The sequence below is a fragment of the Saccharicrinis aurantiacus genome (assembly GCF_947489045.1).
Taxonomy (GTDB): Bacteria; Bacteroidota; Bacteroidia; order Bacteroidales; family Marinilabiliaceae; genus Saccharicrinis; species Saccharicrinis aurantiacus.
The window spans coordinates 17,986-40,085 of the sequence record NZ_CANLCN010000030.1 but is presented as its reverse complement, the minus strand read 5'-3'; the positions used below and the strand labels follow the sequence as shown (position 1 = coordinate 40,085).

Sequence of the window (22,100 nt, the reverse complement as noted above, 5' to 3'; positions counted from 1 at the left end):
TTTTAATATTCCTTAATAGAACCCCTGAAGTGAGTAATGGTTTAGCCTTGCTGAAATGTGGGCGTTTATCTAGTTTAACTCGAACACACCCATCTTATACAATTCGTACACAATTAAAGCCTCGTGTTTGGCATCATCGGCACCACGGTGTAATTCATTGTATGGTTGTGTTGGGAAAAAGTGTTTCCAAGCTTCTTCAACCGATGGCCATTTGTAATTGTCGTAGCCATTTTTGTTGGGCAACTGGCAAATATCGGTTGATAGTATCATAGGGCAGGGCAGTTCTTTAATTTCTAAACCACGGCTTTTTAGAAAGCCAAAATCGAAGTTTTTGTTATAGGCCGTGCATCCCAATGGATATTGGTTTAAAACGTCTTGCACCTGTGGTAGTATATCTTTGGCTAGTGGAGCATCTCGTACTTCTTCAACTGTAAGGGTAGAGTTGCGAAAAATCCAACCCATTGGTTCTTCGCGGTGTTTTGCTGTTAAAATATCCTCGCGCATAAGCGAATCAAAAATTGTTTTTACATTTCCCGATTCAAGGCATAATTCAACAATGCCTATTTCTACTATGCTTCCTCCTTGGTTCTGAAAGCCTGTTGTTTCTATATCTAAAATTAGAATTTTGCTCATTTGTATTGGCTTATGATTAATTGCGGAACAATTATAATTATTATTAAAGTAATACCCATATCACAAGCCTGCTTTTGGCTTAAAAAATACTATCGAATGGGAATAATTTACAGATTGTATTTAGGTTTAATTAAAGCATCGGCAATAATAAAACCTGCCGCTAAGGTGGCAGCAATAATAAACATTTCGAGAAATTGCGCAGTACCATCTGCGTCTCCTTGAGCCACCGAAACAAGTCCTCGGAATCCGATACTACCACTCACAAGTATCATAATTGCCGGAAGCAATACAATTGAGCCAGGTTTTTTAGTTTTCCACTCCCAAGTATTGGCAAAAATTCCTGCTAAAACAGCCCCTATGAGAACGCCTATGTTGTTATCTCCAAGCTCGCTTCCCAACAAAAAGCCTAAATATGCCATCGCACATGATAGCACGGCCCATCCAAAATCGTTGGCTGAAGTTTGAAATACTATTGGCAATGCTATAATTAATATTGGGATGAGCATCCACATCCAAATGGGATCAATGGGTTGTGCAACGGCAGGGTTTACATTTATAAATGCCAATACTAGGGTGAAGCCGACCCATGCGCCTACAAATTGTTTTAATAAATAAACGAGGCCATTTATCAGATTGGTTAAGCCTGATATGACATGACTATTCACTAATTCTGAAATGCCGATACTTACCGAATAACCTGGAATTAGAATAATAATAGCTGATAAGGTTACGGCAATATAATTGAGCTCACTAATAAAAAAGTGTTTTAATAATACAGATAGCACAGCTACCACAAAGGCAGTGCTTATAGGAATTAAACTGGCCCATCGCTCTTTCGAATTTTTAGAAATCAGTACAATGCCATAAACAATTAAGCTCATTAATCCCGAGAATAACACATCCATCCAGCTGCCAGATAAAATTCCGGCGAAACCAACTCCTGCAAAAATATAACTTAGTCCGGTCCAACTATATCCAAATGGATTCTTTAGTTTTTGTATTTCCTTAAGTCTGTTAAAAGCTTCCTCAATGGATATTTCACCGGTATCAAGTTCGCTCGCAAGTTCATCTAGCTTAGCTAATTTGTGCATGTCGAAGCTGCCACTAATAACAGACGATAGGTGAGTAGTCTGGCCAATTTTATCCTCTTCGTTAAAAGCAAAAATAAGTTGATTTGGGGTAACTCTAAAATGGCCATCTATTTTTAAAACATCAGATAATCTCCCAAGATATATCTCCAACCTAATGGAAGATGAACCATAGGCATGCGCCGCCTTTCCAAAGTTGATGATAAACTGATATTTTAGTTTAGTAGCCTTATCGTCAAGCGGCGCTTTTGTATTTATTTCCATAGGAGATTGATCGGTTTTAAATTGTAGTTAAGTTTTGGTCAGGATTTATAATACCAAGGCAGCAATTACTCCAAATATAATAAGCGGAATATTAAAATGCAGGAATGTTGGTACGCAGGTATCCCAAATGTGATCGTGCTGTCCATCAACGTTCAGTCCGGCAGTAGGTCCCAAGGTGCTATCCGAAGCGGGAGAACCAGCATCGCCCAAGGCAGCGGCAGTGCCCAATAGCGCAACAATGGCCATGGTTGAAAATCCTAAGGACTCTCCCAAGGGACAAAATAAAGCCGCTAAAATAGGCACAGTTCCAAAAGAAGTGCCAATACCCAAGGTTAAGAATAAACCGAGCACCAACATAAGCGTAGCCGCAATTACTTTGCTATGTCCAATGCTACTTTGTATGGCTTCTACCAATTGTCCTGCCCCTTGCGTTTCGCGTATTACATTACCAAAACCAGCAGCTACGAGCATTACAATGGCCACAAATCCCATCATGGCAATACCGCCGTTCACCGATTCGTTTAATACCTTCCAAGTGATTGCCCTAGTGGCAAACATGGTTATAAGCGCAGCAATGGCCCCTAAAACAAGGGAGTCAGTTATCAACTGAACCACAAAGGCAATAATAGCCGCCAATAATGTGAATAGATGTTTCTTCTCAAACTTTAACTCTTCTTCCTTTTCTTCGTTGGGGAGGATGTTTTTATAAATTCGGGCTTTACGGTAACTTATAAATAGAGCAAACAATAAGCCTACAATCATTCCTAAGCCTGGAATAAAAAGGGCTTTCCAAATTTGATTGGTTTCTATGGCAAGCTTGTTTGCGGTCATTTGTTCTTGAATGAGGTTATGGAATACCAAGCCAAAACCAACCGGTATCATAATATACGGAGCCTTTAAGCCGAAGGTAAGTGCGGTGGCAGCAGCTCTTCTATCAAGATTCATTTTATTCATGAGGTGCAAAAGCGGAGGGATCACAATAGGAATAAAGGCAATGTGAACGGGGATGAGGTTTTGAGAAGCGCAAGCAAGAGAGGTAATGCCTAAAAGAAGAATTCCTTTTTTGCCCTTGGTAATTTGGGTTACTTTGCGCGCTAACAATAATGCTGCACCTGTTTTTTCAATGGCCACAGCAAAAGCGCCTAATAAAAGATAGCTCAATGCAGTTTTGGCATTATCGCCCATGCCTTGAATAAGCAGGTTGATGGATTCCTCAAGCGATTTGTTGGCCATAGCACCTCCAACTAAAGCCGCAATAATTAGCGAGAGTATTACATTCATGCGCGCTAGGCAAAGTATTATCATAACAATAACCGCTACAACAACCGGATTTAGGAGTATTTCCATTCCATTCATATTATTTCAAACTATGTATTGCACAAAAATAGATAAGTTAAGGCGAATATTCATACTATTTGAAATCTTAGCTTGTTATTAGTAGTTCGTATTTATCCTTGTATTATACAATAATTACCCATTTTCTTACATCTTATGGAATCAACATAGTGCCTATGTTTGTGTTACTTATAATATGGGAATGTTTTGATGAGAATGAATCCAAATCGAATATTGACCCTTTGGACAATAGACTTTTAATGATTAGGTATGAAATTGATACAGATTTTTGCAATGTTGGCATTATTTAGCTCATGCAATAATGCAACAAAAGATAGTAAAGAACCAATTGACACAGCGAACTATGAGTTGGTATTGGCTTCTGATGTGGAGTGGACGCACTTGAATCCAAAACGAGGAGATCTAGCTCCCAAAGCAGGTACCCTGTGGGGGGATAGAAAGGGTAAGGAAGCCACTGGATTTTTGCTTAAACCCAATGATGGATTTTCATCGCCACCTCATATTCATAATGTCTCATATCGGGGTGTTGTCATTAGTGGGGTGTTGCATAACGATGATCCTGAAGCTGCAAAAATGTGGATGCCTGCCGGGTCGTTTTGGACACAACCTAAAGGTGAAGTGCACATCACTGCTGCAGAAGGTAATTATACTTTGGCTTACATAGAAATTGAAGAAGGTCCTTATTTGGTTTTACCCGAAGAGGAGCATTTTGATAGTGAAGAGCATCCTGTGAATGTAGAGGAGTCGAATTTAGTATGGCTGAATGCAGCAGATATTGAGTGGGTGCAGTCAGAAGCTAACACAAATAATACCGCTCAGGTCACATTTTTATGGGATGAGGCAGTAAGCGATTTGAATGGCTCACTTATAAAGTTGCCCGCAGGATTTAAAGGGAAAGTTATTTCAGCAGGAGAAAGTTTTAAGGCTGTTGTAATAAACGGGGAGCCCGGCTATTCATCTAAAACACAAACTTCAGAGAAACTTTTATCTCCCGGGAGTTATTTTGCATCAACAGGAGGTGGCGTTCATCAGCTTAGTAATAATACCAATGCTGAAGTTCTTATTTACATACGTAGTAAGGGGAAGTATCGTGTTGTGTCCGTTAAGTAGTTTACCGCATCGCTTTGAAATAATTGAAACACACGGAGCAGAGTTAATAAGCCTCTAAGTTGTTGACTATAGACAAAACAACTTAGAAGCTTATTTATTTAATGAGATAAATTACGTTTGAATTCAGATAAGGTAATGCCAGTGGCCATAGATACATTTAGCGATTCAGAAGTATTCGGTGTATCCGAAAAATTGGGTATTAATAAGCGCTTGTTCACTAACTGAGCAATTTCAGAACTGATGCCCTGTCCTTCGTTACCCATCACAATAATACCATTGGTGCTTAATTCAGACTGGTATATATTATCGCCATCTAAAAAAGTACCATACACAGGAACATCTTCCTTAATATCTTCTAAAAAATTAGTGAGCACGGTGTAGTTGGTGTTGACTCTGGCTATGGCCCCCATTGTAGCTTGAACAACTTTTGGGTTATAAACATCTACAGTCTCATTTGAGCAAACAATATGCTTGATGCCAAACCAATCAGCCAATCTAATAATCGTACCTAGGTTCCCAGGGTCTTGGATGTTATCTAGGGCAATAACCAATTCTTTACTAAGGTCAATTTTATCAGTAGTATCTTCTTTAATTTTGCAAAGGGCAATAACTTGCGGTGCCGTTTTAAGTTGTGTTACCTTCTTCAGATATTGATTGTTGGTTTCTGAAATAGGTATTGAGCTAGATATAGAATGTGAATGAATCCATTCAGAAGTCGCATAAATATGTTCAATTGGATGATTATTAACACATAAATCATAAACTAACTTATCACCTTCAGCAATAAAAAGTTGATTTGCATCTCTGTGTTTTTTCTTAGCTAGTGAGTTAATTAGTTTTATCTGATTATTTGTAATCATTTTTTTAGTATTTATGGCTGTTTATAAACAAGTAAGCAATTCGTATCACACTGTTTTCTTTTTAAAAATATTGCTTCAAAATTGATGGTGTTCTTTGAGGTTTCATATTTAATGAACCTAAAAACAATTTTGGTGTAATATTTTATAAGAATGCCTAAATGTTATAGTATTTTAGTGCCCTGTTATGTATTGCAAAAATAAATATTTCAAATTAACCATTGAGAAGTTTTAGAGTTTATATTGTTTTAGTCTCAGTTTTAATTTTAGTTGGATGTAAATCTACACGAAATGTACCTGATGGATCTTACTTGTTAACTAAAGTAGAGGTTAAAAATACGGCAAAGGGTATTTCCAAGGATGCTTATAAACCATTTATTAAGCAGCACTCTAATGTAACTATTTTAGGGGGACTTAAATTTCACTTGTGGTTGTACAATTTAGCCGGGAAGGATTCTTCAAAGTGGATTAACAAAAAATTAAAGTCTTCCGGTGAAGCTCCTATTGTATACGATAGTTTTTTAGCAGATCAAACTACTGATCAGTTATCTATTTATATGCGTAATAAAGGGTATTATCATTCAGTAGTAGTTGATAGTGTTAAAAAGAAACGCGCTAAAAAGCTAAAGGTTATTTACGATATAAATGCAGGCGAACAATTTAAAGTAAATGATTTTGCAGTTCAAAGTAACGATGCTGATATTGAGGCCTTGGTGCAATCAGATTCGCTAAACAGTTTGCTTAAGAATGGGTCGCCTTTTGATGTGACATTGCACGATGCTGAAAGGGATCGAATTACAAAATATTTGCAAGAGAATGGTTATTACGGTTTTTCTAAGGAAGCCATCCATTTTAAGGTAGATACAACTTTGGGTAACTATCTAGTAAACGATTCCTTAATTATCAGTAAAGCGCGATTAGAAATAACAAATGGTGAGGATTCTCTCTATAATCATCCTACCTATAATATAAAAGATGTTTATTTCCGACTAGGAGTTGATCCTAAGAAAGTAGTTAAAGATCAAAATGAATATTTTGCAGGCTTTGATACTCTAAAATACAAAGGGCTCTACTTTCTGCATGATGGTGAAATGAATGTGAAACCTGAGGTTATTTATAATTCTAACTATATAGTTCCAGGACAAACCTATCAAGCCAGTTTGGTAAAAAGAACCCATAGTTTACTCTCAAGTCTGCGTATTTATAGATTTATTAATGTGAGTTTTCAGGAGGTTCAAGCTCCGGATACTGCGAAAGGTGATGTTAAGTGGTTGCAATGTAATGTACAATTAGTGCCAGCCAAGCCACAGTCTTACGCTGTGGAAATAGAAGGAATAAATTCATCGGGTAACCTTGGGGCTGGAGGTAATATAAAGTATCAGCATAAAAATATCTTTAAAGGTGCAGAGGAGTTTAATGTTAACTTTGGTGCTTCGGCTCAAAATCAGCAAACTAGAGAAAAAGAAGGGTTTAATACAGTTGAAGTACGTGCTGAAACGCGTATTATTTTCCCTAAATTTTGGATGCCATTTAAAGTTTCAAGTTTTAGGAAACGTTATAACCCTAAAACATCGCTTGGTGGATCCTATAATTATCAGCGTAGACCAGATTATACAAGAACTATCGCCAATGCGCGTATTGGGTATCTATGGAAAGGGAATAAGTATGTTTCTCACTCCTTTACACCATTTGGACTGAATTATGTAATTGTATCAGATATACATCCTGAATTCTGGGAGCAGATAAAAGATAATTACTTGCAGTATTCTTATCAAGATCACTTAATAGGAGGATTATCTTATTCAATCGTTTATAATGAGCAACAAGTAGGTGTCCGTAAAAACTTTTTATACGCGAATTTTAATTTTAGCGAAGGAGGAAATATATTTGACTTAGTAGCGCATTCATTCTTAAATAAAGAAGAGGAGGGATATTACGAAGTCTTAGGAATTCGTTATGCTCAGTTCATTAAAGGTGATATCGATTTGCGCTACCATCAATACGTAAATTCTGTAAACAGCATAGCTTACCGAATGTTTATTGGTATTGGCTTCCCGTATGGTAATTTAAATGTATTGCCGTTTGAAGAGCGTTATTTTTCTGGAGGAGCAAATAGTATTAGAGCATGGCCTGTTCGCGGTCTAGGGCCCGGTTCATTTAGCTCTGATAGTTTGAGTTTTTACAATCAGGTTGGTGATATTAAAATAGAGTTTAATATTGAGCATCGTTTTAAATTAATTGGTGCTCTTGAAGGAGCTGTTTTTTTAGATGTGGGTAACGTTTATAACCTTCGAGAAGAAGAAAGTCAACCAGGGGGTAAATTTGCATTCAATAATTTTGTTGAAAAGTTAGCTGTTGGTACAGGGTTAGGAGCAAGATTTGATATGAAATATTTTGTTTTTCGTTTGGATATGGGAGTAAAATTAAAAGACCCTGTTTTACCCAAAGGCGAGAGATGGATTCCTGCTAATCGGGCCTTTGTTTGGGATGATTTAGCTTTTAATTTTGCAATAGGTTATCCTTTTTAAACTAAATATTGCTGCGTATTATGTTTTCTGCTATAAAGCATCGTGTATTTTAATTATAATTAATATACAGTTTCTTAATAATTTTGTACTTTTGCGCAACAAATATGATTTCTGTCAGTTTTGTCCGTTTATTAATTCATAAACAGAGTATTGCTTATCAGAAATTATAGATAAGAAGAAAATAAGTTAATTAATATATGTTGCCTGTTGCATATTTAACAGGAAGGTCTCTAAATTATTATAAATAAAGACACGATGAAAAAAGTTTTAGATGTAGTAAAACCAGGTGTTGTTACTGGTGATGATGTACAAAAGTTATTTCAAGTAGCAAAAGAAAACGGTTTTGCAATTCCAGCAGTAAACGTTGTTGGTACTGATTCAATTAACGGTGTTTTAGAAGCTGCTAAAGTAGTTAACTCTCCAGTTATCATTCAGCTTTCAAACGGTGGTGCTGCTTTCTGTGCAGGTAAAGGTATTGGTCTTGCAGGTCAAGAAGCTCAAATTTTAGGTGCTGTAGCTGCTGCTAAGCATGTACATATTATGGCTGAAGCTTATGGTGTGCCAGTGATTCTTCATACTGACCACGCTGCTAAAAAATTATTACCTTGGATTGACGGGTTATTAGATGCTGGTGAAAAGCATTTCGAAGAAACAGGTAAGCCATTATTTTCTTCTCATATGTTAGACCTTTCTGAGGAGCCTTTAGAAGAAAACTTAGCAACTTGTAAAGCTTATTTCGAAAGAATGAACAAAATCGGTATGACTATCGAGATTGAATTAGGTATTACAGGTGGTGAAGAAGATGGTGTTGATAACTCTGATGTTGACAACGCTTTACTTTATACTCAACCAGAAGAAGTAAACCAATCTTACGAAGTATTAAAAGAAGTTGGTCCTAACTTCACAATTGCTGCTTCTTTCGGTAATGTACACGGTGTATATAAGCCAGGTAACGTTGTTCTTACTCCAAAAATTCTTGATAACTCTCAAAAATTCATCGAGGAGAAGCATGGTTTATCTTCAAATCCAGTAAACTTTGTATTCCATGGTGGATCAGGTTCTACTTTAGAAGAAATCCGCGAAGCTATCGGTTATGGTGTTGTTAAAATGAACATCGATACAGATACACAATGGGCTACTTGGGATGGTATCCGCGTATTCGAAGCTGAAAACCGTGAGTACTTACAAGGTCAAATCGGTAACCCAGATGGTGACGATAAGCCAAACAAAAAATATTACGATCCACGTGTATGGTTAAGAAAAGGTCAAGTTTCTTTAGTTGAAAGATTAAAAGTTGCTTACAGCGATCTTAACTGTATTGACGTACTATAAGTTAAATAGTACAAAATAACTTTAAAGCCCTCACCATTTTTGGTGGGGGCTTTCTTTTTTCAATATATTTGCACTTTGTAAACATTATTAATTCATTATGGCTCATAGTAATAGAGATGGATTCTCAAGTAAGTTTGGTGTAATAGCAGCAGCAGCAGGTTCGGCAGTAGGTTTAGGTAACATTTGGCGCTTCCCATATGTTGTTGGAGAAAATGGCGGAGGGGCCTTTTTGTTATTGTATTTATTTTTTATTGTTCTTATTGGAATTCCAGTAATGCTATCTGAGTTAATGATTGGGCGAAAAGCACAGGTGAATGCATTTAGGGCTTTTCCATCTTTAGCCCCCAAAGCTCCTTTTTTTAAAATTGTCGGCATTATGGGGGTTGCAGCAGCTTTCTTAATATTGTCATTTTATGGAGTGGTTGCTGGTTGGACTGTAGAGTATATATGGCTTGCAGTAACTAATCAATTAGCAGGGCAGAGTAATGCAGAGCTTAAAATTTTATTCGATACATTCTCAGGGTCTACTATTCAGCCAATTTTTTACCTTGTTGTTTTCATGGCAATGACCGCATTTATTGTGCGTGGAGGTATTCAAAACGGAATTGAAAAATATACTAAGGTGCTAATGCCTTTGTTGTTTGTAATTATAGTTGTTCTTTGTTTAAGGGCTGTTACCTTAGATGGGGCAATGGCTGGGATTGAATTTTTATTTAAGCCTGATTTTAGTAAGATTACTGGTGATGTAATTCTAAGTGCGCTTGGGCAAGCTTTCTTCTCTTTAAGTATAGGTATGGGTGTTATTGCAACTTACGGATCTTACATTTCAAAAAAAGAAAATTTATTGAATACTGCAGTGTCGGTTTCTTTTGCTGATACATTAATTGCAATCTTATCGGGGGTGGCTATTTTTCCTGCTGTGTTTGCTTTTGGTATTGAGCCGGGTGAAGGCCCAGGTTTAGTGTTTGTAGTTTTACCACAAGTTTTTAGTCAAATGATGGGCGGATATGTTTTTGCAGTAGCCTTTTTTATATTGCTATTAATTGCTGCCTTAACTTCATCGGTTTCGTTACTTGAGGTAGTAGTTGCCTATTTTTCTGAGGAATTAAAGCTTGAGCGTAAAAAAGCAACAGTTTTAGCTGCTGTTTCTATTACGGTTTTAGGCGTGTTTTGTGTGGTGTCACCAAAGTTATTTGATCTTTTTGAATGGACATCCTCTAATTTGCTGTTGCCTTTCGGAGGTCTTTTAATAGCAATTTTTGTTGGTTGGGTTTTAGATAAGGAAGTTGTAAGAGCAGAGTTAGAGAGTCACGGTAAAAAGGTGGCTATGTTTAAAGTTATAATGCTTATTGTAAAATACATTGCTCCTGTAGCAGTAGCTATTGTTTTATTACAAAGCTTAGGTGTCTTTTAAAATGCAAATTTGCTTTTTCTAGTAATGTTCTTATTTTTATAAGAGCTAATAAACTACAAGTTTAATAGTGGCGTTATTGTTTTAATAATTGAAGTTCGTTTTATGTAAAAAGGTGTCTTTGATTATTAAAAATGATAGCGCTTACTTTTTTTAAGCTCCCGTTAAAACCTAATCTATGTTTGATAAACTGTTTTTATATACTCGATCGCAACAAAGGGGTATTATAGTTCTTGTGCTGCTTATTGTTATACTATTAATAGTAAGGGGTCTTTTGCCATCATATTTCGAATCTATTTACAAAAAAGAAGTAACTGAATATGAAAGGTACTTCAATGCGCTTAATGATTCACTCAAGGAACAACGTGATCGACCTCTACAATTGTTTAGTTTTGATCCTAACCTTATTTCTAAGGAAGACTTAATGAAATTGGGTTTTAATTCGTATCAAACCAAAAATCTTTTATCTTATCGTAAAGCAGGTGGTAGTTTCAAAAAAACAACTGACCTAAAAAAGATTTATGGTGTTGATAGTACTCTGTATAATAAAATTTCACCTTATGTTAGGATAGTGCAGGCCCCTAAAGTTGAGACTAAGTTTATACCTAATAAGAAAAGTAAGCTAAATATTAATAAGGCAACTTACAGTGATCTTGTTAAGGTAAATGGACTTGGTTCAAAATTGGCATCTCGTATAATTAATTTCCGTAAGGCCCTTGGTGGTTTTTATGATATGAAACAAATTGATGAGGTTTATGGAATTAATAAACCGCTTTGCGTAGTGATTAAAGTTGAGTTTTATGCTTCGCAGAAAGATATACGTAAAATAGACTTGTCTGAGTATAATATAACCATGTTAGCCAAGCATGCATATCTCAATAGAAAACAAGCAGAAAAAGTATTGAAATTGTACGAAGAATATAAGGGTAGTGGCGAAATATCTGAATTTTATAAACAATTGACAGGAAGTGGGTTGGGTAAAATAATTCCTTATATAATAGCTTGGTAGTGCGTTGTAAATTAGTACATTATCATTAGGTTTGTTAAGTTTAGATGTAAAAAGAATTCGTAAAGTTTGTTGACGTGAAAAAACTTTGCTTTCTTTGCACCTGCAAATAATCAACAAGTGTACCGTTGTGTGCTCAGAAGTTTCTGATTATTTGAGTTTTAAGTAATAAAATTTAGAGAAAATAAAAAATCAAAGGAGATAGTTATGATTGTTATTCCAATTAAAGAAGGCGAAAACATCGAGAGAGCATTAAAAAAATTCAAAAGAAAATTTGAGAAAACTGGAGCGATGAGATCTTTGCGTTCACGTCAAGCTTTCACTAAACCTTCTGTTAAAAGAAGAGAAGAGGTTAAAAAAGCTATTTACATACAGCAATTACAACAAAACGAGGATTAAATTAAATTCTTAAGGTCAATAGTGTAAAATTTGTTATATTCGTTTAAACGAATAGTTCCAATTGACCTTACATGATTTTAATAGAATCTTTTATAAAATATTTAGAGTTCGAGAAGCGCAGTTCTGAACATACAATTGCTTCATATAGCTGTGATCTCGAACAATTTATTCTTTTTGCTAAACAGAAAGATGTAACTCATGTGTCTGATGTCAATCGTAAACTAGTTCGTAGTTGGGTTGTTTATTTGGTAGGTGAGGGTATGGCACCGAAAAGTGTAGGTCGTAAAATAACATCACTTAAATCATACTTCAATTATCTTATGCGTGAAGGATTTGTCGAAATTAATCCGGCAAAAGACATAAGTACTCCAAAGATTCCAAAAAAAATTCCAATATTTGTAAGAGAGTCCGAAATGGATCTTTTGTTAGATGAATTCCCTTTTACAAGCGATTATGAAGGTGTCAGAGATAGACTCATTCTTGAATTATTGTATGGTGTGGGATTGCGACGTTCTGAATTGGTTGGTTTAAGAGATAATGACTTTGATTTTTCATTAAAAGAAATTAAAGTTACAGGTAAATACAAAAAGCAACGCTATATACCTCTTAATGCAAATCTTTTGTTATTAATTAAGAAATACTTGGTAGTAAGAAATCAGGAATTTGAAATTGGTGATAATGGATTTTTCTTTTTAACAAAGAAAGGAGATGCGGTATATGCTAAGTTAATTTACAGAGTTGTTAATAAATATTTGTCATCTGTTACTACCTTGCAAAAAAAGAGCCCGCACGTTCTAAGGCATTCTTTTGCTACGTCGCTGTTAAATGCGGGTGCTGATTTGAATGCTATAAAAGAATTGTTAGGTCACTCTAACTTAACTGCTACTGAAGTGTACACTCATAGTAGTTTTGAAAAAATAACTGATATATATAAACAGGCCCATCCGCGGTCTTAAATTTAAGGAGGATTACGTATGAATATTACAATTCAATCGGTGAAGTTTGACGCCGCTGATCATTTACAAGGTTTTATTGAGCAGAAGGTGAGTAAATTAGATGTGTTTTTTGACGGTATTATTGATGCTGAAGTTATATTGAAGCTTGATAAAGCTGAATCTAGTGAGAATAAGGTAGCTGAAATTAACTTGAAAGTTCCTGGGGGAGATTTATTTGCAAAGAAGCAGAATAAATCTTTTGAAGAAGCTGTAGATTCTTCTTGTGAAGCTTTGAGAAAGCAACTTATTAAGTACAAAGAGAAGGTGAAAGCTAAATAATTAAAAAATAACTAATTATTTTTGCGCAGTGGAAAAATAATCCTACATTTGCACACCGTTTTAAAAAGGTAAAACTTTTAGGATAAAAAATAAATAAAATCACAGGCTGATTATAGTAATATAATCAGCCTGTGAAATGAAATAAAGTTTCTTTTAACGAAAAGGACTTGGGCAGATACCAAAGCGGCCAACTGGGACGGACTGTAACTCCGTTGTCTTTCGACTTCGCAGGTTCGAATCCTGCTCTGCCCACAAGAACCAGAAAATATTAAATTTTATTCGGGTTTGCGAAGTTTTTGATTAATAAATCATTACCTTTGTAGCCCCGAAGCAAAAGCGGGAGTAGCTCAGCTGATAGAGCATTAGCCTTCCAAGCTAAGGGTCGCGGGTTTGAATCCCGTCTCCCGCTCTTTTTCCGCCGATGTAGCTCAGGGGTAGAGCGTTTCCTTGGTAAGGAAGAGGTCATGGGTTCAATTCCCATCATTGGCTCTATTTCTGGTTCGGTTTTTTATAAAAATTAATAGTTAATATTTTAATTGTCTAATTATTCGAGTTATGGCTAAAGAACATTTTGACAGGTCAAAGCCTCACGTGAACATCGGTACTATCGGTCACGTAGACCACGGTAAAACCACTTTAACAGCTGCTATTACAAAAGTTTTGGCTGAAGCTGGGTTATCAGAAGCAAGAGATTTTGATCAAATTGATAACGCTCCTGAGGAGAAAGAAAGAGGTATTACAATTAATACTGCTCACGTTGAGTATCAAACTGCAAACCGTCACTATGCACACGTTGACTGTCCAGGTCACGCCGATTATGTGAAAAACATGGTAACTGGTGCTGCGCAGATGGATGGTGCTATTATTGTAGTTGCTGCTACTGATGGTCCTATGCCTCAAACTCGCGAGCACATTCTACTTGCACGTCAGGTAAACGTTCCTAAACTAGTTGTGTTTATGAACAAAGTTGACATGGTTGACGATGAAGAGCTTTTAGAGTTAGTAGAAATGGAAATTCGTGAGTTGTTAGACTTTTATGAGTTTGATGGTGATAACACTCCTGTAATCCAAGGTTCTGCTTTAGGTGGACTTAATGGAGATGCTAAGTGGTCTGAAAAGATTATGGAGCTTATGGAAGCTGTTGATACATGGATTCCTCTTCCTCCACGTGATATTGATAAGCCTTTCTTAATGCCTGTTGAGGATGTTTTCTCAATTACAGGTCGTGGTACTGTTGCAACAGGTCGTATTGAGTCTGGTGTAATCAACACTGGTGATGAAATGCAAATTATCGGTTTAGGTGCTGAAGGAAAGAAAACTGTATGTACTGGAGTAGAGATGTTCCGTAAGATTCTTGATAGAGGTGAAGCTGGTGATAACGTAGGTTTATTATTACGTGGTATCGACAAAACTGAAATCAAAAGAGGTATGGTTCTTGGTGCTCCAGGATTAATTACTCCTCACACTAAGTTTAAAGCTGAGATTTATGTATTGAAGAAAGAAGAAGGTGGTCGTCACACTCCTTTCCATAACAAATACCGTCCTCAGTTTTATTTACGTACTCTTGATGTAACTGGTGAGATTTCTCTTCCAGAAGGTACTGAAATGGTAATGCCAGGTGATAACGTAACAATCACTGTTGAGCTTATCTACCCAGTAGCTATCGATCAAGGTCTTCGTTTCGCTATCCGTGAGGGTGGTAGAACTGTAGGTGCAGGTCAGGTAACTGAAATTGTAGAGTAACAATATAGGTGATAATGGAAGGAGAAATCCTTCCATTATTCTTGTTATACGGGTTTAGCTCAGTTGGTAGAGCACTGGTCTCCAAAACCAGGTGTCAGGAGTTCGAGTCTCTTAACCCGTGCAGAGAAAGAAAGATTTAAGCATTTTTATGATGCTTTGTATTCAGATAAAATTATAATCCAGTGAGTAAGATTGTTAATTATTTCAAAGACGTTCAAGAGGAATTAGTTCACAAGACGTCGTGGCCAACTTGGCCTGAGCTTCAAAATAGTGCATTAATTGTAATGGTAGCTTCAACTATAATTGCACTTATTGTTTGGGGAATGGATGTTTCGTTCGATAATACACTAGATTGGTTATATAAACAACTTTACTAACAATTGGTAATAGATGGGTAGCGTCGATAAAAAATGGTATGTATTAAGAGCCATTGGAGGTAAAGAGAAAAAAGTTAAAGAATACGTTGAAAATGAAATTGAGCGTTTAAATCTTCAAGATTATATTGCTCAAGTTTTAATTCCAACTGAGAAAGTTTACCAAATTCGTAATGGTAAAAAAATCAGTAAAGAGCGTAACTACTTCCCAGGATATGTAATGATTGAGGCTGCACTTGTTGGAGAGATTCCTCATATTCTTAAAAGTATTCCAAATGTTATCGGATTCTTAGGTGATAGAGATAATAGTGCGGTACCTTTACGTATGTCCGAAGTAAATAGGATTCTTGGTAAAGTTGATGAGTTATCAGATACTGAAGAGGATTTAGATATTCCATATTTTGTTGGAGAAACCGTTAAAGTAATAGACGGTCCATTCAATGGTTTTAATGGAATTATCGAAGAAGTAAATGAAGAAAAGAGAAAGCTTCAAGTAATGGTTAAAATTTTCGGAAGAAAAACACCATTGGAATTGAGTTTTCTACAGGTTGAGAAAGAGTAGTTGAATTATTCTAAATTGTACGTTAAGCTTCCATAAGAGATTTATCTCTTATCCACTGCAACACAAGTTTAGTTCACGCCTTTAATATATATAATAATTAATAAGAATTGCTACATGGCTAAAGAAGTAGAAACTTTTATCAAATTACAGATAAAAGGTGGAGCAGCAAACCCTTCACCACCTGTAGGTCCTGCATTAGGTGCCAAAGGTGTAAATATTATGGAGTTTTGTAAGCAATTCAACGCCAGAACTCAAGAAAAAGCAGGTAAAGTTTTACCAGTTGTTATTTCGGTGTATACTGACAAATCTTTTGATTTTGTTATTAAAACACCACCAGCAGCTGTTCAACTTTTAGATGCTGCAAAGCTTAAAGGAGGTTCTCCTGAGCCAAACCGTAAAAAGGTTGGATCAGTAAATTGGGACCAAGTTAAAGCAATTGCTGAGGATAAGATGGCTGATTTGAATTGTTTTACAGTAGAATCCGGTATGCGTATGGTTGCTGGAACTGCCAGAAGTATGGGTATCACCATTGATGGTGAATTCCCAGGTGATAATTAATTTAATACCATTTTGGAGTTATGACAAAACTAACAAAAAGTAAAAAGTTAGCGTTAGATAAAATCGAAGCGGGAAAACAATATTCTCTCGAAGAAGCAGCCAAATTGGTAAAGGAAATTACCACTACTAAATTTGATGCTTCGGTAGATATTGACGTACGTTTAGGTGTTGATCCAAGAAAAGCAAACCAAATGGTAAGAGGTATTTGTACGCTTCCTCATGGTACTGGTAAAGAAACTCGTGTTCTTGTACTTTGTACTCCAGATAAGGAAGAAGAAGCGAAAGCTGCAGGTGCTGATTACGTTGGATTGGATGAATACGTTGAAAAGATCAAAGGTGGCTGGACTGACATTGATGTGATTATTACTATGCCTAGTGTTATGGCTAAAGTTGGACAATTAGGACGTGTTTTAGGTCCTCGTGGTCTTATGCCAAACCCTAAGAGTGGTACTGTTACAATGGAAGTTGGTAAGGCTGTTCAGGAAGTAAAATCGGGTAAAATTGACTTTAAAGTTGATAAATTCGGTATAATTCACGCTTCAGTTGGAAAAGTATCCTTTGATGAGCAAAAGCTTGTTGAAAATGCAAAAGAGTTTATGAATGTTATTCTAAAACTTAAGCCAAGTTCAGCAAAAGGTACTTATGTGAAAAGTATTGGTCTTTCTAGTACTATGAGTCCCGGTGTTCGTATTGACGCCAAGTCGGTAGATGCTTAATGTTTAACTACAGAAAAAAGGAATCATGAATAAGGAAGATAAAAGCTTACTTGTAAAAGAACTAAAGCAAAATATTGCTGACTATAACCACTTTTATGTGGTTGATGCTGGTGGTATGGATGCAGGTAAAACAAGTGACCTTCGTAGATTATGTTTTAGTAAAGAGGTTAAAATGATGATGGTGAAAAACTCACTATTCGTTAAAGCTCTTGATCAAACAGAAGGTGACTATGAAGAACTTTATGGATCTCTAGTTGGATCTTCAGCTGTTTTCTTCACAAATGTAGGTAATGTACCAGCAAAATTAATTCAAGATTTTGCTAAGGCTAATAAAAAGCCAGTATTAAAAGGTGCTTACGTTGAAGAATCATTGTATATAGGTGCAGACCAATTAGGAGCCCTAGCTACAATTAAGTCTAAAGACGAATTACTAGGCGATATCATCAGTCTATTACAATCACCAGCGAAGAATGTTATTTCGGCACTTCAATCAGGTGGTTCAACAATACATGGTGTCTTACAGACATTAGCCGAAAAAGAATAAGTAAAAAAAGTAAAGAATTAATATTTTAATATTTAGAGAAATGGCAGATTTAAAGAAGCTTGCAGAAGAATTAGTTAACTTAACAGTAAAAGACGTTAACGAGCTTGCAGAGATCCTTAAAGACGAATATGGTATTGAGCCTGCTGCTGCAGCTGTTGCTGTTGCTGGTCCTGCCGCTGGTGGTGATGCCGGTGCTGCTGAAGAGCAAACTGAATTTGACGTAATTTTAAAATCAGCTGGTTCTTCAAAACTAGCTATCGTAAAATTAGTTAAAGAAATGACTGGTGTAGGTCTTAAAGAAGCTAAAGAATTAGTTGACAAAGCACCTGCTCCATTAAAAGAAAAAGTTTCTAAAGAAGAAGCTGAAGCTTTAAAAACTCAATTAACTGAAGCTGGAGCTGAAGTTGAACTTAAGTAATTACTACTACCTATAATATAGGGTTGGTTTAGGGACTTATCATTGATAAGTTCCTATGCCTTTTTATGCATTTATGTTATTAAGTTCAATTAATTCGTTAATAAATGACTCCAATTAATACAAGCGAAAGAATTAGCTTTGCTTCTATAAAAAATCAATTAGAGTATCCAGATTTTTTAGAAGTACAATTAAAATCGTTCCGAGAATTCTTTCAATTCGGAACTACACAAGAGGAAAGACGTATCGAAGGACTTTACGAAGTCTTTGCTGAAAACTTTCCAATTACAGATACACGAAATAATTTCGTATTAGAGTTTCTTGATTTTGGTATTGATCCACCTCGTTATAGTATACAAGAATGTACTGAGCGTGGTTTAACTTTTAGTGTGCCTTTAAAAGCAAAACTAAAGTTATATTGTACTGATCCAGAACACGAAGATTTTGATACAGTCGTACAAGATGTTTATCTTGGAACTGTACCATACATGACAGACAAAGGTAGTTTCATTATTAATGGAGCAGAACGAGTTGTTGTATCGCAGCTGCATCGTTCACCAGGTGTGTTTTTTGGTCAAAGTACTCATGCTAACGGTACCAAATTATATTCTGCACGTATAATTCCTTTTAAAGGTTCGTGGATTGAATTTGCTACTGATATTAACAGTGTGATGTACGCCTATATTGATAGGAAAAAGAAATTACCTGTAACTACTTTATTACGTGCCATTGGTTACGAAAGTGATAAGGATATCCTTGAAATTTTCGACCTTGCAGATGAAATAAAAGTTTCTAAATCTGGTTTAAAGAAAGTTGTTGGTCGTAAACTAGCAGCACGTGTTCTTAAAACATGGATTGAGGATTTCGTAGATGAAGATACAGGTGAGGTTGTTTCAATCGAGCGTAACGAAGTTATAATCGATCGTGAAACAGTTATTGAAACCGAGCATATTGAAGAAATCGTTGACTCTGGTAGTAAAACAATTCTTTTACATAAAGAAAACCAGAATCTTTCAGATTTTGCAATTATATATAATACTTTACAGAAGGACCCGTGTAACTCTGAGAAAGAGGCTGTTCTTCATATTTATCGTCAATTAAGAAACGCTGAGCCACCTGATGAGGCTACAGCTCGTGATGTAATTGACAAACTATTCTTTTCTGATAAACGCTATGACCTTGGAGAAGTTGGCCGTTACAGATTGAATAAGAAGTTGGGTATAGATACTGAAATGGATACTAAGGTATTGACAAAACCCGATATCATTCAGATCATCAAATATTTAATTGAACTTATTAACTCTAAAACTGAAGTAGATGATATTGACCACTTAAGTAATCGTCGTGTACGTACTGTAGGTGAGCAATTATCTAATCAGTTTGGTGTAGGTTTAGCTCGTATGGCTAGAACAATTCGTGAGCGTATGAATGTTCGAGACAATGAGGTATTTACACCTATTGAACTTATTAACAGTAAAACATTATCTTCTGTTATTAATAGTTTCTTTGGAACAAATGCTCTATCTCAGTTTATGGATCAAACAAATCCGTTGGCAGAGATAACTCATAAAAGACGTATGTCAGCCTTAGGGCCTGGAGGTCTTTCTCGTGAAAGAGCTGGTTTTGAGGTTCGTGATGTTCACTACACACATTATGGCCGTCTTTGCCCGATTGAAACACCAGAAGGTCCAAATATTGGTCTTATTTCATCTCTTTGTGTATTTGCAAAAATTAATGATTTAGGATTTATCGAAACACCATATCGTAAAGTTGATAATGGACAAGTTGATCTTTCAGCTGATGGTGTTAAATATTTAAGTGCAGAAGAGGAAGAAACATTACTTATCGCGCAAGCGAATGCTCCTCTTGATGAAGTTGGGAAATTTGTTAACTCTAGAGTCAAGGCTCGTGAGGAAGCTGATTATCCGGTTGTTGCGCCTGAGGAAATTCAATTAATGGATGTTGCACCAAATCAGATTGCTTCGGTTGCCGCTTCGTTAATTCCATTCCTTGAGCATGATGATGCAAACCGTGCTTTGATGGGATCTAACATGATGCGTCAGGCAGTTCCATTATTGCAACCAGACGCACCAATTGTTGGTACTGGATTAGAAGGAAAATTAATTAGCGATTCTCGTACTAACATCGTTGCAGAAAAAGATGGTGTTATTGATTTCGTTGATGCTGAGGAAATTGTTGTAAAGTATGATCTTACTGATGATGAAAGATTCGTTAGTTTTGATACAGATACTAAGCGATATTCTATTCAGAAATTCCAAAAAACGAACCAGAACACTTGTATTGACTTAAAACCTATGGTTTTACCTGGTCAACGAGTTAAAGCTGGTGATATTTTAACACAAGGATATTCTACAGAAAAAGGAGAATTAGCACTAGGACGTAACCTTAAAGTGGCGTTTATGCCTTGGAAAGGTTATAACTTTGAGGATGCTATCGTGATCTCTGAAAAAGTTGTTCGTGATGATATTTTTACATCTGTTCATATTGATGAATATTCTTTAGAAGTACGTGACACTAAACGAGGTTTGGAAGAATTAACTTCAGATATTCCTAACGTAAGTGAAGAGGCTACTAAAGATCTTGATGAGAATGGATTAATTAGAGTTGGTGCGCATGTTAACCCTGGTGATATCTTAATTGGTAAGATTACTCCAAAGGGTGAAAGTGATCCAACTCCTGAAGAAAAATTACTACGTGCCATTTTCGGTGAGAAAGCTGGAGATGTAAAAGATGCTTCATTAAAAGCTTCTCCTTCATTGAAAGGAGTAGTTATTAATAAAAAACTTTTCTCTCGTATTATTAAAGATAGAAAAGCACGTTCTTCAGACAAGCCATTAATTGCTAAAATTGATGAAGAGTTTGATCGTTCAGTTTTAGATTTAAGAACTCGTTTGGTTGATAAATTATTTACCATAGTAAATGGTAAAACGTCTCAAGGTGTTAAAGATTATTTTGATGTAGATATCGTTTCTAAAGGAACTAAATTTACTCAAAAGATCCTTAATGATATTGACTACCATAATATCAACCCAAATAAATGGACAACTGATGCAGAGAAGAATGCATTAATTCAAAAAATGGTTCATAACTATTTATTGAAGTTCCAAGAGTTTGAGGCGAAGGAAAAACGTCAAAAATATAACTTGACAATTGGTGATGAGTTACCTGCAGGTATCGTACAATTAGCAAAAGTATATATTGCTAAAAAACGTAAGATTACAGTAGGGGATAAAATGGCCGGTCGACATGGAAATAAAGGTATCGTTTCTCGTATCGTTAGAGTTGAGGATATGCCTTTCCTAGAAGACGGAACACCAGTTGATATTGTACTGAATCCATTAGGGGTACCTTCAAGGATGAACCTTGGTCAGATATATGAAACTGTATTTGGATGGGCTGGAAAAGAGTTAGGTGTTAAGTTTGCTACACCAATTTTTGATGGTGCCAAAATGGCTGATATGGATTATTGGACTGATAAGGCAGGAATTCCACAATATGGTAAAACATATCTTCATGATGGAGGTACAGGTGCACGTTTCCACCAACCAGCAACAGTAGGCGTTATTTACATGCTGAAGCTTGGACACATGGTAGAAGATAAAATGCATGCTCGTTCTATCGGTCCTTACTCTTTAATTACGCAACAGCCTCTTGGTGGTAAAGCACAATTTGGTGGTCAGCGTTTTGGAGAGATGGAGGTTTGGGCACTCGAAGCATTTGGTGCTGCAAACATACTACAAGAGATTCTAACTGTTAAATCTGATGATGTAATGGGTCGTGCAAAAGCTTATGAAGCGATTGTTAAGGGTGATCCAATGCCGAAACCAGGTATTCCAGAATCGTTGAATGTATTGTTACATGAGCTTAGAGGTCTAGGTTTAAGTGTAAATCTTGATTAGAGCATTTTTT

The 22,100-nt window shown here is 36.1% G+C and carries 20 protein-coding genes and 4 tRNA genes; 20 read left to right on the top strand and 4 right to left on the bottom strand.

Annotated elements, in window-relative coordinates; genetic code table 11:
• Nucleotides 1-69 precede the first annotated feature (69 nt).
• The 3 genes from QMO11_RS20900 to QMO11_RS20890 all read right to left on the bottom strand — a co-directional run bounded on the left by QMO11_RS20900 (nt 70) and on the right by QMO11_RS20890 (nt 3,332).
• On the bottom strand, nt 70-633 hold the full coding sequence (locus tag QMO11_RS20900; RefSeq protein WP_282039809.1) for a 3'-5' exonuclease: 564 nt from the start codon (nt 631-633) through the stop codon (nt 70-72).
• A 107-nt stretch (nt 634-740) separates the two neighbouring features.
• The gene (locus QMO11_RS20895) at nt 741-1,985 is read right to left on the bottom strand and encodes a threonine/serine exporter family protein (RefSeq protein ID WP_282039808.1); all 1,245 of its coding nucleotides are present in this window, start codon (nt 1,983-1,985) and stop codon (nt 741-743) included.
• Between the two features lie 45 nt (nt 1,986-2,030).
• Nucleotides 2,031-3,332: a Na+/H+ antiporter family protein gene (locus tag QMO11_RS20890; protein ID WP_282039807.1), complete on the bottom strand. Its 1,302-nt coding sequence runs from the start codon at nt 3,330-3,332 to the stop codon at nt 2,031-2,033.
• A 258-nt stretch (nt 3,333-3,590) separates the two neighbouring features.
• On the opposite strand from QMO11_RS20890, the gene QMO11_RS20885 reads away from it, so the two are divergent.
• Nucleotides 3,591-4,451 (top strand): DUF4437 domain-containing protein, encoded by an 861-nt coding sequence (locus QMO11_RS20885; protein ID WP_282039806.1) that lies wholly within the window; start codon nt 3,591-3,593, stop codon nt 4,449-4,451.
• 98 nt (nt 4,452-4,549) lie between these two features.
• Here QMO11_RS20885 and QMO11_RS20880 read toward each other — a convergent pair whose 3' ends face one another.
• Entirely contained in the window at nt 4,550-5,311 is a 762-nt protein-coding gene (locus QMO11_RS20880) for an RNA methyltransferase (RefSeq protein WP_282039805.1), read from the bottom strand.
• A gap of 218 nt (nt 5,312-5,529) precedes the next feature.
• Between QMO11_RS20880 and tamL the strand changes: the two genes are divergently transcribed.
• The 19 genes from tamL (at nt 5,530) to rpoB (ending at nt 22,090) form a co-directional block, all read left to right on the top strand.
• The gene (gene tamL, locus QMO11_RS20875) at nt 5,530-7,836 is read left to right on the top strand and encodes a translocation and assembly module lipoprotein TamL (RefSeq protein ID WP_282039804.1); all 2,307 of its coding nucleotides are present in this window, start codon (nt 5,530-5,532) and stop codon (nt 7,834-7,836) included.
• 255 nt (nt 7,837-8,091) lie between these two features.
• Entirely contained in the window at nt 8,092-9,168 is a 1,077-nt protein-coding gene (gene fbaA / locus QMO11_RS20870) for a class II fructose-bisphosphate aldolase (protein ID WP_282039803.1), read from the top strand.
• Between the two features lie 97 nt (nt 9,169-9,265).
• Nucleotides 9,266-10,582 carry a sodium-dependent transporter gene (locus tag QMO11_RS20865; RefSeq protein WP_282039802.1) on the top strand — a complete coding sequence of 439 codons (1,317 nt, stop codon included), beginning with the start codon at nt 9,266-9,268 and terminating at the stop codon, nt 10,580-10,582.
• 175 nt (nt 10,583-10,757) lie between these two features.
• Nucleotides 10,758-11,588 (top strand): ComEA family DNA-binding protein, encoded by an 831-nt coding sequence (locus QMO11_RS20860; RefSeq protein WP_282039801.1) that lies wholly within the window; start codon nt 10,758-10,760, stop codon nt 11,586-11,588.
• Between the two features lie 204 nt (nt 11,589-11,792).
• Entirely contained in the window at nt 11,793-11,984 is a 192-nt protein-coding gene (gene rpsU / locus QMO11_RS20855) for a 30S ribosomal protein S21 (RefSeq protein ID WP_075602219.1), read from the top strand.
• Nucleotides 11,985-12,055: 71 nt separating this feature from the next.
• Nucleotides 12,056-12,940, top strand: coding sequence for a tyrosine-type recombinase/integrase (locus tag QMO11_RS20850; RefSeq protein WP_282039799.1), 885 nt, complete (start codon nt 12,056-12,058; stop codon nt 12,938-12,940).
• Nucleotides 12,941-12,958: 18 nt separating this feature from the next.
• On the top strand, nt 12,959-13,258 hold the full coding sequence (gene hpf, locus QMO11_RS20845; RefSeq protein ID WP_282039796.1) for a ribosome hibernation-promoting factor, HPF/YfiA family: 300 nt from the start codon (nt 12,959-12,961) through the stop codon (nt 13,256-13,258).
• A gap of 169 nt (nt 13,259-13,427) precedes the next feature.
• A tRNA-Tyr gene (locus QMO11_RS20840) sits at nt 13,428-13,510 on the top strand.
• Nucleotides 13,511-13,594: 84 nt separating this feature from the next.
• A tRNA-Gly gene (locus tag QMO11_RS20835) sits at nt 13,595-13,667 on the top strand.
• An 8-nt stretch (nt 13,668-13,675) separates the two neighbouring features.
• Nucleotides 13,676-13,747: transfer RNA gene (locus QMO11_RS20830), tRNA-Thr, on the top strand.
• A 66-nt stretch (nt 13,748-13,813) separates the two neighbouring features.
• Complete coding sequence (tuf, locus tag QMO11_RS20825) at nt 13,814-15,001, top strand: elongation factor Tu (RefSeq protein WP_075602222.1); 1,188 nt, start codon at nt 13,814-13,816, stop codon at nt 14,999-15,001.
• Between the two features lie 48 nt (nt 15,002-15,049).
• Nucleotides 15,050-15,122 (top strand) — tRNA-Trp (locus QMO11_RS20820).
• 61 nt (nt 15,123-15,183) lie between these two features.
• A complete protein-coding gene (gene secE / locus QMO11_RS20815; protein ID WP_075602223.1) occupies nt 15,184-15,378 on the top strand; it encodes a preprotein translocase subunit SecE in 195 nt (64 codons plus the stop codon).
• Nucleotides 15,379-15,391: 13 nt separating this feature from the next.
• The gene (gene nusG, locus QMO11_RS20810) at nt 15,392-15,937 is read left to right on the top strand and encodes a transcription termination/antitermination protein NusG (protein ID WP_075602224.1); all 546 of its coding nucleotides are present in this window, start codon (nt 15,392-15,394) and stop codon (nt 15,935-15,937) included.
• Nucleotides 15,938-16,051: 114 nt separating this feature from the next.
• Entirely contained in the window at nt 16,052-16,495 is a 444-nt protein-coding gene (rplK, locus tag QMO11_RS20805; protein ID WP_075602225.1) for a 50S ribosomal protein L11, read from the top strand.
• Between the two features lie 20 nt (nt 16,496-16,515).
• Nucleotides 16,516-17,211 carry a 50S ribosomal protein L1 gene (rplA, locus tag QMO11_RS20800; RefSeq protein WP_282039793.1) on the top strand — a complete coding sequence of 232 codons (696 nt, stop codon included), beginning with the start codon at nt 16,516-16,518 and terminating at the stop codon, nt 17,209-17,211.
• A gap of 25 nt (nt 17,212-17,236) precedes the next feature.
• A complete protein-coding gene (gene rplJ, locus QMO11_RS20795) occupies nt 17,237-17,755 on the top strand; it encodes a 50S ribosomal protein L10 (protein WP_075602227.1) in 519 nt (172 codons plus the stop codon).
• 40 nt (nt 17,756-17,795) lie between these two features.
• Nucleotides 17,796-18,173 (top strand): 50S ribosomal protein L7/L12, encoded by a 378-nt coding sequence (gene rplL / locus QMO11_RS20790; protein ID WP_075602228.1) that lies wholly within the window; start codon nt 17,796-17,798, stop codon nt 18,171-18,173.
• A gap of 104 nt (nt 18,174-18,277) precedes the next feature.
• Nucleotides 18,278-22,090 (top strand): DNA-directed RNA polymerase subunit beta, encoded by a 3,813-nt coding sequence (rpoB, locus tag QMO11_RS20785; RefSeq protein WP_075602229.1) that lies wholly within the window; start codon nt 18,278-18,280, stop codon nt 22,088-22,090.
• Nucleotides 22,091-22,100: the final 10 nt, after the last annotated feature.